We start from the raw sequence: 9,381 nt of genomic DNA on the forward strand, positions 1-9,381 counted from the left end.
TCAAATATAGAATTTATAACATTTTTCCAGGTAACGCCCGACCGTTTTTCTCTCCATCCCAGAACGGCATCTACCGGCGACTGGACAATTCCAATCGGCTCATATCGAGCGTGAGCGGCTCGTTATCACCGGTGAAAAATAGCGCCCGGACGGCCAGAACACCCAATATACGCCGTATATCTGACTGAGGACTCATCCTGAGAAACCATTAGCGAACGTATACATATGGAGGTATCCGGCGAACGTCTGTTTGCCGTTCTCGGTTCCGAATGTCGGATTTCAGTGAACGAGGCGGCGACACAGGCACCGGGGACAGATCACGACTATGACAGACAAAAATTCGGCTTGACGCGACGCAAAGCACTGCTCGGTCTCGGCGGAATCGGCGCTGGTGCCGCGCTCGGCGGCGCGGGTACGATGGCGTTTCTGAACGACCCCGAGAGCATCGAGAACAACGTGGTGACGGCCGGGGAACTCGACCTGAGACTCGACTGGAAGACCTACTACAACGGACGGCGGGTCGTGGAAGGTGACGGCTTCACCCCCGTCCAGTTAGAGCCGACCGACACCGACGGACAGGCGATTCTGAAACTCGACGACGTGAAGCCGGGCGACACGTTCTGCATCACCACCAGCATCCACGTCTACAACAACCCGGCGTGGATATGGATGGCGACCAGCGTGACCGGCGACGAGGAAGGAACCAACACCGAACCGGAGATGGAGATGGACGAGTACGCCTACACGGACGATGGCGAACTCGACGATCTTCTCATGGTTCGGACGTTCTACGACGATTCTCTCGACTGTGAGTACAACGGGGACAAAGAGCGTGCAGTCAACAAGTGGCGGCGGGTCTCCGACTGGATGAGTGTCGCGGACCTCTCAAAGGGTGGAATCCTCCTCGATGGCGTGCGAAACGAGAAGATAAACTCCCGTGAAGACGGCGCGACCACGCCGTACTATCCGACCGACGAAAGCCAGACGATTCACCTGACTCCGTTCTTCCCGACGAAACAGGGTCTCGAAAACGAGATTCAGCGATGGTGGGGCGGTTCGCCATCGTCGAGTCTCACGGACGGTCAGTACGGAATACAGTACGTGACCTTCAGTTTCTACCTCCCGAAGGACGTCGGTAACGAAATTCAGGGCGATACGTTCGAACTGGGTCTGCACTTCTACGCTGAGCAAGCCCGCCACAACGGGTTCCCGAAGAGTCCCTGGAACGACTCCTTGCCGGAGTTCTCGGTCGATATCGTTCCCGGTGTCGGCTCACAGATTACGGGTCCCGGCTTCACCGGCGACGGTGACGAGGACTACTACATCAAGGGTGTGACTGGCCCGTAAGATGACTGCCGAGGTATCGAACGAGAGCCGGCTACGTCCCGGTGGTGTAGCTGTATGGCTTTCGAAGGCGTTCGCAACGGTCGGCCACGCGAAAGCGGCGGCCGTGGGTATCGATGCGGCGTCTCTGAACGAACGGGCCACACGCGAACGGCCATTCGGCCGGATGCGACGGCCCACGGCGGTTCGACTCCGTCGCTGGGTCATCCCACGGAGGGACCACTACGATGACTGACGAAAACACAGAACTATCGCGGCGGAAGATACTCGCGAGCATGGGCGTAATCGGCGTTGGAGCACTCGCCAGTGGTGCCGGGACGTACGCACTCCTCAACGACCCCGAATCGATAGCGGGTAACACCGTCAAGGCGGGGAACCTCGACCTCAAGGTCGAGTGGAACAAGTCCTACCACGGCAGCAAAGAGGAGAGCTACACCGACGTCTACCAACCACTGATGGACGATCCGGTGCTGGTCTTCGAACTCGGCGACGTCAAACCATGTAATTACGGCGAGGCGACCATCGGACTCCACGTCTACCACAATCCAGCGTGGGTGTTCATGCAGGCCAATCTGACCGGGAACGACGAGAACGGCCAGAACGAACCCGAAGAAGAGACCGAAGGGACGGACGAAGAGGGAGTGGGCGAACTCGCCGACAGCATCGTCGCTCGCCTGTGGTACGACGGGACAGACCAGGAAGAAGACGGCGGGGACAACATCTACGACCCGGAGACCGACGTAGAAATCGCATCGGGTCGTTGCGAGAGGTCCTGACGGCGATGGAAGACGGAATCCTGCTCGACAACCAGACCGACGGCGTAGGCGGGAGTGACGACGACGAAACGACGTGCGTCGAAGGGCCGAAAACCGACCGGGCACCGAACGGGGGTGAGACGATACTGGTCGGTTCCGGCACGGTCACCATCGAGAAGGTCCACTACGAGGACGACGAACCCGTCGGCTTTGACTGGACGAGCGACGGAGTGAGCATCTGTCAGGCGGTCGTCAAAGGCGCCCCCGACAGAGACCCCGAGCCGACACGCTACAAGTGTGGCACGTCGGGAACCGCGTACGCACCCGAAAACGACGGAAACCAGAACCGGACGTACTACGGCATCAGTCACTTCACGTTCTACTACTGCGAAGGTGGTGACGGCGGTGACGGCGAGTGCTGGCCGAACTCGACGACCCAGTACTTCGGCTTCTCGTGGGAACTGCACTGCGAGGTCGGCAACGAGGTCCAGGGAGACTCTCTGAGCTTCGACTTCGACTTCTACGCCGAGCAGTGTTGCCACAACGCAACCCCGACCAACCCGTTCGACGAGTGAGCCGCGTCAGTCCGCCTTTCGACGGCGATGGCGGGGCGAGACGCGCGAACTCCCCGGGCGTGGCCCCTAGTTTTTCGGGACTGGAGGCACAACGTACCGTCATGGGCTACACGTGGCAGTACTACGACCTCGTCCTGTTCGGCATCGCCGCCAGCATGTCCCTCGGTGCCGTCGTCGGCTTCGTGACGACGGTTTCCCTCCCGATAGCGGTCATCGCTGCTGGCATCGTCGCCAGTGGACTCATCGGTCACGGCCTGTTCGTCAACGGCCCCGTGGACGACCCTGCCGACTTGACCGACGAGGTCGATACGCTGAACGACGTCACCGTGATGAACTGAGGCGGCCACGTACTCGCTCTTCTCGCTTCAAATCTCTCCCGACGTTCGGTGGTCGTTTTCGTCTAAGCGACTTACCCAGCGTTCCGCGAAGTAAAATCATACCACCCTCGCATTCGTGGAAGACGGTGTGAGCCATCCGACCCTTCTGATGACACACCGAATCGCACCCGACACCGCCTCCGGCCTCCGTGATGCACTCGATGGACGACTTCCCGACGGGGCGCTCGTTCGTGCACGGACGGGCGACGAGACGGACGAGTTGCTCCCGGAAGCAGACGGGATGGTCACGGCGGGCCTCTCCGAGGAGATGCTCGACGCCGCCGAGAACCTCCAGTGGGTGCAGGTGCTGAGTGCGGGCGTCGACCACTACGACGTGGACGCGCTGCGAGCGCGCGACGTCGTCCTCACGAACGCCTCGGGCGTCCACGCCGAACCCATCGCCGAACAGGTGCTGTGGTACCTCCTGACCTTCGAACGACGACTTCACGTCGGCGTCCGCCAGCAGGAACGTGGCGTCTGGGAGCGCTTCGAGGGTGGCGAACTACGCGGCAAGACGCTCGGCATCGTCGGCGTCGGTGCCATCGGGACGCGCGTCGCCGAGGTGGGGGCCGGACTCGGGATGCGAGTCGTCGGCACCAAGCGCGACGTCACGGACGCGCCAGCGGTTCTCGACGACGTTTACCCCGCAGACGAGTACGCCGAGGTGCTCCGGCAGGCCGACTACGTCGTGCTCGCCTGTCCGCTGACCGACGAGACGCGCGGACTGGTCGGTTCTGAGGAGTTTCGACTCATGCCGAGCGACGCGGTTCTCGTCAACATCGCTCGCGGAGACGTGGTGGACGAAGCGGCGCTGATTCGTGCCCTCCAGTACCGTCAGATTCGTGGCGCTGGACTCGACGTGTTCTCGACGGAACCGCTTCCGGCGGAGTCGCCCCTCTGGGACCTTTCGAACGCGGTTCTCACCCCCCACATGGCCGGTTCCACACCGCACAAGACGGAACGGTGGCGCGAAATCATCGTCGAGAACTACGACGCACTCGCGGCAGGCGACCGCGACGAGATGGTCAATCGAATCGTGTAGACGGAGCACGTCGGCGGTGAGATGCCAGAACGACGGCCAAGTCGTTGATTACGTTGGGTGTCGATTCGGCCGTGGGAGAAACCGATGACACCCGAAGAAAACAAAGACCTCGTTCGACGCGACATCGAGGAGATATGGGCGGACGGAAACGTCGAGGTGATAGACGAAGTCTACGACGAGAACTTCGTCCTGCACGACCCGTCGTATCCGAACGAACCGCGGAGTCGAGACGACTACAGGGAGTACGTCGAACTGTATCGAACCGCCTTTCCCGACTCCGAGTACACCGCCGAGGAGATGGTCGCCGAAGCCGACACCGTGGCGCTCCGGTACACCGCACGCGGCACACACGATGGCGAACTGATGGGCATCGAACCGACCGGCGAGGAGGTGACGGTGTCGGGGATGGAGCTGTATCGAATCGAGGACGGAAAGATCGTCGAGATGTGGACGAACTACGACGCGTTCGGCGTGTTCCAGCAACTCGGCGTCGTCCCGCCACTCGACGAACTGGGTGGAAAAACGAAAGAGCAGTCGCGTCAGTAGACGGCGTCCTTGATGTCCGAATCGAGGTCGTCGAACGTGTCGAGGTGGACCTGTCGCTCGGTCCGCAACTCGGCTAACTTCTGTTCGTAGTCGATGACGTGGTCGGCGACGGCGAACTCCTCTACGTTCATGCCGGGCACCGAACTGGGCACCGTGAGTCCCGTCGCGTCGTCGTCGGTCCACTCAACGGTGTCGCGGGCGATTTCGCGGAGGATGGTCACGGACTCCGTGACGCCGATGTCCTTCGATTTCGCGCCGAGGTGGCCGGTGTTGAGGACGAAACAGTCCACGCCGAGGTCGTCAATGAGGTCGCGGAACCGATTGCCTTCCTCACCTTTCGACCCGACGATGAAGGGGTTCGTCCCGACGACGCGGATGGACTCGCCGGCCTTCGAGGGGTCGCCTGCACTGGTCTGGATGGACTCGCCGAGCATGAACGCGACGGCGGCCTCCTCGGCGGAGAGCTTGGCGACCGGCGGCATCGCCGGGTTGCGCGTGATGAAGAATACCTGGTCGACCCGGTCGAGGTCGATGTCCTCGCCTGCCGACGAGAGCTGGTCGCGGGAGATGACCGCGCGTCCGTTGGAGGTGTGCTCGTCGCTGTCGAAGTCGACCGTTCCGTCCTCGTCGACGTCGACGTTCTCGATGACGGCCGATTCGTGCGTGACGGCGTCGTACATCGCGGGCTGTTCTTCCGCGTCGAGGCCGATGGTCTTGACGTACAGGCCGTTGCCCTCGCTTCCGGCGATGGTGCCGTCGGGAAGCAGGGCGCACACGTCGTCCTGGAGCATCGTCGCTTCTTCGCCTTCGTCGTCCAGCCAGAGACCGTGGGCCGTCAGCGTCGATTTCCCGGTCGCGGAGAGACCGAGGAAGGCCTGGCCGACGTCCTGGAGGTCACCGTCGCCGTTACGGAGCGTGACGCGCTTGCTTCCGGCGTGGAGGCCGAGACCACCCTTGCGCTTGGCGTGGAACATGAACAGTCGAAGGAACGACTTCTTCGCCTCGCCGGTGTAGTCGCTGCCGAGTACGGCGGTCACGCCCTCTTCGGGGAGGATGCGGATGGCGACCTCGTCCCACTCGGGGACCTGAACCGTGACGAAATCGGGCTCGCCCTCGCCGTCGACCGGTTTGAACAGGCTCGCCCACGCGAGAGCGATGCGGCCGTAGCGTTTGGGAACGTACAGCCTGCATCGGTAGGAGTGCTCGGAGTGTCGTCCCATCTGCCGGTCGACACAGACCATCTCGTGCTCTCGTGCGTACTCGGTGGCGTCCTCGACGTGTGCGTAGTCGCGCGTATCGAACTCGTCGTCTATCGCGTTCTTCGTCTTGTCGGCGTTGCGCGAACGCTCGTCGCTGACGTACGAGGGGGAACCGAACTCCGTCGTCGTCTCGAACTCGGTCGAAAACTCGCGGAGTTGGTCCAAGGACGGATTGTAGATGATGTTGTCCGCTTCGACGGGATTAGGGAGTACCGTCTTCGGCGTTCGGACAGTCTGCCCAGAGTCTGACATCGTAGTGGACAGAGGAACGTGCCGACGTATAATTATGCACGATTTATTGGCGTCTTAGTGGTGCCATAACACGATTTTCGGCCGATTTGGGATTCGGATGTGAGTAAATAGTTCTTGTCAGGATAGAGTTGGTTAGGGGCCGCGACGACGTCGAGGTACCCCGCTCGCCGGTCGGCTACTGACGGGAATCGAACTCTTGATAGATAACGTGCCCACAGGCCTTGCAGTGTGAGGCGTCCCGGTCGTGATACGACAGCCCGCAGTTCGGACAGGTGACGTTGACCTTCCCCTTCGACCCCCACTCTTTGACGATCTTGCCTGCCTGCCACGGGATGATGATGATGGCCGCCAGAATCGTCGCCACCGTCACCCACCGCCCCGCAGCCGTGACGGGCAGGATGTCGCCGAAGCCGACGGTCGAGAGCGTCACGACGGTGTAGTAGAACGCGTCACCGAACGTGTCGACGGCAGGGTTCGCCGCGAACTCGACGCTGTAAAATAGCCCTGCGGAGATGAAAAAGAGAACCAGCACCGTCAACACCAGTTTCAGCGCGCGCAAGGCGTTGTCCGACACGGTTCCGAAGAAGAATTCGGCGTCTCGCGTGAATCGGTAGAATCGGAGCACGCGGATGATTCGAACCACGCGCAAGAACCCGATGTTCAACGCGACGGCCGACATCGGCAGTACGGCAACGGCGAAAGTCGGGAGCAGTGCGATCAGGTCGATCATCGTGTAGACGTTGAAAAACTCCGCCACCCGATTCCGGGCGCCGTACAACCGCAAGAGGTACTCCACCAGAAATATCATGGCGATACCGAGTTCCAGATTCCAGAGCGTGTCCTGGACGCTGGGGCGGACCGGGTAGGTATCCACGACGAAGATACCGACGAATACGAGGTTAAACACCAGCAGTGCGATGTCTATCGCCTTCCCCAGCGGCGTCTTGTGGTCGAGCAGATAGAAGCGCACGACCTCCTGGGCGCCACGGTCGTAGGGGGGTGAAGCGGTCGTCATTCCACACAGTCTCTCAGTCGTGGAGATAGGTAGGCTCTCGGATTTCGTGGGAGATAGCAGAGCGTTCGCTCGGCGATCTGCTCACGGTGAATTCATTCGGAGCGAGCGCTCTCGGTACGGTAGGTCACTGAAAGAAACAAAGTCACGCTACGTCGCCGGGTGGCGACGGTGCGAAACCGTGGTTACGTGCGAACGACGTTCGTCGCGCGCGGGCCCTTGGGGGCCTGTTCGATGTCGAATTCGAGATCGGTACCTTCCGTCAGATCCTCACCGCCAACGTCCTCCATGTGGAAGAAAACGTCGTCGTCAGCATCGTCCGTCGAAATGAAACCGTAGCCGCCTGTGTCGTTGAAGAAATCAACTTTACCGTTTGCCATTACGATTAAACAAATACCGAGTACACGGTTAAGTGTTCCGCATTCGTCTTCAAAATAGAGGTGTTTTTCGACAAATATACTGTTGGGACAGGAATTCGTGTACAAATGACCACACATTGGATTCTGTGTAGATATGGTGCCCGATTCGTCACAACGAGCGAGGACTTCCGTGGTATCCACACATCCCACCCAGATGACGACCCACGTTCACGTCTCTCACTGGTAGTGGGGAGTACCGTACAGTACCCCATCGAGAAGCGTGCCAGTGAGAGCGGCCATCACGACCGTCGAAGCGTCGATGTTGGTAAAGAGGCTGCCGTCCGAGACGGACTAACCGTCAGAAAGAGTAGTCAGGAGTTCTCGTCAATAAGACGGCCTCGGTACTCACGACTACAGATCCTATCGTGACCACGGTTCGACTCCACACAGCCCCGTTTCGTGAACGCACGTGAGCGAGAGAACGTTTCAAATTCTTTATACAAAATGCTGGATAATTAAACGGCTGCGTCCGGGGGCTTGCCTACGCAGGCGAGTCACCCATACACCGATAGTCGCTAGAGCGGTCTACAATGGTAGAACGAACGAGCTTCGATACCGAGATCAGTCGCAGCGAGACAGCCGACCTCCTGCGGAGGCTTGCCGACGAACTCGACAGTGAATCCGAGGTCGTGACAGTCGAAGTCGGGAACAAACGAGTCAGGTTATCACCGCCCGAGACGATCGACGCGGAAGTCGAGGTGACCGAGCGATCGCGCATCCTCCGGAAAGACATCGAGAAGCTGAATCTGGACCTCCAGTGGAAGCCGGTCAAGAACACCACTGGGGCCGATAGTCGAACGAATGGCCAGGCCCAGACGGAATCGAAGGTAGAGCGATGACGACAGCGCTACTCGACGCGTTCGCGGGGACGATCCTCCAGACGTCCGCCGAAGCAGAAGGAATCGTGAGTGCGGTCTTCGTCTTCCTCGTGAGTTTCCTCGTCGGAACGGTCGCCATCCACATCGGCGCGCGACTTATCGTCGACCGCGATACGGGATACCGCCGCGCGGCACTGACGGCACTCCTCGGCGCACTCGTGTATTCGCTTGTCGGGTTCTTCCTGGGCTGGATCCCGCTACTCGGTCCGATACTCATGCTGCTGGCCTGGGTCTTCGTCGTGAACGTTCAGTACCCCGGCGGCTGGGGTACTGCAACCGGTATCGGCGTGGTGGCGTGGGGGATCTCGCTCCTCCTGGTGTTCGCGCTTGCACAGCTCGGGCTGGTCACGTCGAATGCTTTCGGTGTACCGGGCGTCTGAAACCGTTCAACGAGCGTTTTCGATCGCCTCCAGCGCCTCGGCTCTCTGAAGGCGATCGTCGACGGGAACACGATGACTGCCAAGCAGAAGGGAAACGACCTCTACTCGTTCCGCCCCGAACCTCAGAACCTCCCTTTCGCCCGGGACTACGAACTCGTTCGTTCACACGAGTTCGTGGCGCAAGCCCACCAGTTCACTCGTGGGTAGCGGACTTCTTCTCGCAAATGTGTGGGTAGAATGTCGGTCTCGGCACTCATAGGGAGCAAATCTGACATAAAATTTATATCTAAGAGTTTGCTCCTGGCTAGCCTAGCGCCGACTTTCCTACCGGTGACCTGCCATGAACGAGGAGACACAAGCCGACTAGTGCATTGTCAACTATCAATTGTAGGATAAAGTCGGCGTAGTTTGATTCGTGCATCTTCGGATGTGAATCGCCAGTCAATGTCTGTTTCTTGGGCGTTCAGTGAATTTGTCCACGCGGCGACCTCCTGACGGAGTGTCGCCGCGTCAGGAATCCGTCGGTCAAGACACTGTTGCTG

At 60.2% G+C, this 9,381-nt stretch carries 13 protein-coding genes; 10 read left to right on the plus strand and 3 right to left on the minus strand.

Features of this window, described 5'->3' with window-relative positions; genetic code table 11:
* The first annotated feature begins 225 nt into the window (after positions 1–225).
* From ACR3FF_RS17135 to ACR3FF_RS17165, 7 genes are all read left to right on the plus strand, one after another.
* Positions 226–1,347, plus strand: coding sequence for a SipW-dependent-type signal peptide-containing protein (locus ACR3FF_RS17135; RefSeq protein ID WP_458189314.1), 1,122 nt, complete (start codon positions 226–228; stop codon positions 1,345–1,347).
* Between the two features lies 1 nt (position 1,348).
* The gene (locus ACR3FF_RS17140; protein ID WP_458189315.1) at positions 1,349–1,579 is read left to right on the plus strand and encodes a hypothetical protein; all 231 of its coding nucleotides are present in this window, start codon (positions 1,349–1,351) and stop codon (positions 1,577–1,579) included.
* On the plus strand, positions 1,572–2,120 hold the full coding sequence (locus tag ACR3FF_RS17145) for a SipW-dependent-type signal peptide-containing protein (protein ID WP_458189316.1): 549 nt from the start codon (positions 1,572–1,574) through the stop codon (positions 2,118–2,120). Before ACR3FF_RS17140 ends, ACR3FF_RS17145 begins: the two co-directional genes overlap by 8 nt.
* Before the next feature lie 5 nt (positions 2,121–2,125).
* A complete protein-coding gene (locus ACR3FF_RS17150; protein WP_458189317.1) occupies positions 2,126–2,674 on the plus strand; it encodes a hypothetical protein in 549 nt (182 codons plus the stop codon).
* A 101-nt stretch (positions 2,675–2,775) separates the two neighbouring features.
* Positions 2,776–3,012 (plus strand): DUF8015 family protein, encoded by a 237-nt coding sequence (locus ACR3FF_RS17155; protein ID WP_458189318.1) that lies wholly within the window; start codon positions 2,776–2,778, stop codon positions 3,010–3,012.
* Between the two features lie 127 nt (positions 3,013–3,139).
* Positions 3,140–4,093: a D-2-hydroxyacid dehydrogenase gene (locus ACR3FF_RS17160; protein ID WP_458189319.1), complete on the plus strand. Its 954-nt coding sequence runs from the start codon at positions 3,140–3,142 to the stop codon at positions 4,091–4,093.
* A gap of 84 nt (positions 4,094–4,177) precedes the next feature.
* Positions 4,178–4,639, plus strand: coding sequence for an ester cyclase (locus tag ACR3FF_RS17165; RefSeq protein WP_458189320.1), 462 nt, complete (start codon positions 4,178–4,180; stop codon positions 4,637–4,639).
* Here ACR3FF_RS17165 and ACR3FF_RS17170 read toward each other — a convergent pair.
* From ACR3FF_RS17170 to ACR3FF_RS17180, 3 genes are all read right to left on the minus strand, one after another.
* On the minus strand, positions 4,633–6,150 hold the full coding sequence (locus tag ACR3FF_RS17170) for a phosphoenolpyruvate carboxykinase (ATP) (protein ID WP_458189321.1): 1,518 nt from the start codon (positions 6,148–6,150) through the stop codon (positions 4,633–4,635). The genes ACR3FF_RS17165 and ACR3FF_RS17170 overlap by 7 nt on opposite strands.
* Positions 6,151–6,325: 175 nt before the next feature.
* Entirely contained in the window at positions 6,326–7,165 is an 840-nt protein-coding gene (locus ACR3FF_RS17175) for an ion transporter (protein WP_458189322.1), read from the minus strand.
* A 182-nt stretch (positions 7,166–7,347) separates the two neighbouring features.
* Positions 7,348–7,542, minus strand: coding sequence for a cold-shock protein (locus tag ACR3FF_RS17180; RefSeq protein ID WP_458189324.1), 195 nt, complete (start codon positions 7,540–7,542; stop codon positions 7,348–7,350).
* A gap of 569 nt (positions 7,543–8,111) precedes the next feature.
* On the opposite strand from ACR3FF_RS17180, the gene ACR3FF_RS17185 reads away from it, so the two are divergent.
* The 3 genes from ACR3FF_RS17185 to ACR3FF_RS17195 all read left to right on the plus strand — a co-directional run bounded on the left by ACR3FF_RS17185 (position 8,112) and on the right by ACR3FF_RS17195 (position 9,046).
* Positions 8,112–8,420 (plus strand): amphi-Trp domain-containing protein, encoded by a 309-nt coding sequence (locus ACR3FF_RS17185; protein WP_458189325.1) that lies wholly within the window; start codon positions 8,112–8,114, stop codon positions 8,418–8,420.
* Complete coding sequence (locus tag ACR3FF_RS17190) at positions 8,417–8,839, plus strand: hypothetical protein (RefSeq protein ID WP_458189326.1); 423 nt, start codon at positions 8,417–8,419, stop codon at positions 8,837–8,839. Before ACR3FF_RS17185 ends, ACR3FF_RS17190 begins: the two co-directional genes overlap by 4 nt.
* Before the next feature lie 72 nt (positions 8,840–8,911).
* Complete coding sequence (locus tag ACR3FF_RS17195) at positions 8,912–9,046, plus strand: hypothetical protein (protein WP_458189327.1); 135 nt, start codon at positions 8,912–8,914, stop codon at positions 9,044–9,046.
* Positions 9,047–9,381 lie beyond the last annotated feature (335 nt).

Source organism: Haladaptatus ordinarius (genome assembly GCF_054177595.1).

What these genes read in the sequence shown, in the direction of transcription:
- ACR3FF_RS17195 (WP_458189327.1), top strand. Translation starts at nt 8,912, where the DNA reads ATGACTGCCAAGCAGAAGGGAAACGACCTCTACTCGTTCCGCCCCGAA.
- ACR3FF_RS17180 (WP_458189324.1), bottom strand. Translation starts at nt 7,542, where the DNA reads ATGGCAAACGGTAAAGTTGATTTCTTCAACGACACAGGCGGCTACGGT.
- ACR3FF_RS17155 (WP_458189318.1), top strand. Translation starts at nt 2,776, where the DNA reads ATGGGCTACACGTGGCAGTACTACGACCTCGTCCTGTTCGGCATCGCC.
- ACR3FF_RS17135 (WP_458189314.1), top strand. Translation starts at nt 226, where the DNA reads ATGGAGGTATCCGGCGAACGTCTGTTTGCCGTTCTCGGTTCCGAATGT.
- ACR3FF_RS17175 (WP_458189322.1), bottom strand. Translation starts at nt 7,165, where the DNA reads ATGACGACCGCTTCACCCCCCTACGACCGTGGCGCCCAGGAGGTCGTG.
- ACR3FF_RS17145 (WP_458189316.1), top strand. Translation starts at nt 1,572, where the DNA reads ATGACTGACGAAAACACAGAACTATCGCGGCGGAAGATACTCGCGAGC.
- ACR3FF_RS17170 (WP_458189321.1), bottom strand. Translation starts at nt 6,150, where the DNA reads ATGTCAGACTCTGGGCAGACTGTCCGAACGCCGAAGACGGTACTCCCT.
- ACR3FF_RS17190 (WP_458189326.1), top strand. Translation starts at nt 8,417, where the DNA reads ATGACGACAGCGCTACTCGACGCGTTCGCGGGGACGATCCTCCAGACG.
- ACR3FF_RS17165 (WP_458189320.1), top strand. Translation starts at nt 4,178, where the DNA reads ATGACACCCGAAGAAAACAAAGACCTCGTTCGACGCGACATCGAGGAG.
- ACR3FF_RS17150 (WP_458189317.1), top strand. Translation starts at nt 2,126, where the DNA reads ATGGAAGACGGAATCCTGCTCGACAACCAGACCGACGGCGTAGGCGGG.
- ACR3FF_RS17140 (WP_458189315.1), top strand. Translation starts at nt 1,349, where the DNA reads ATGACTGCCGAGGTATCGAACGAGAGCCGGCTACGTCCCGGTGGTGTA.
- ACR3FF_RS17185 (WP_458189325.1), top strand. Translation starts at nt 8,112, where the DNA reads ATGGTAGAACGAACGAGCTTCGATACCGAGATCAGTCGCAGCGAGACA.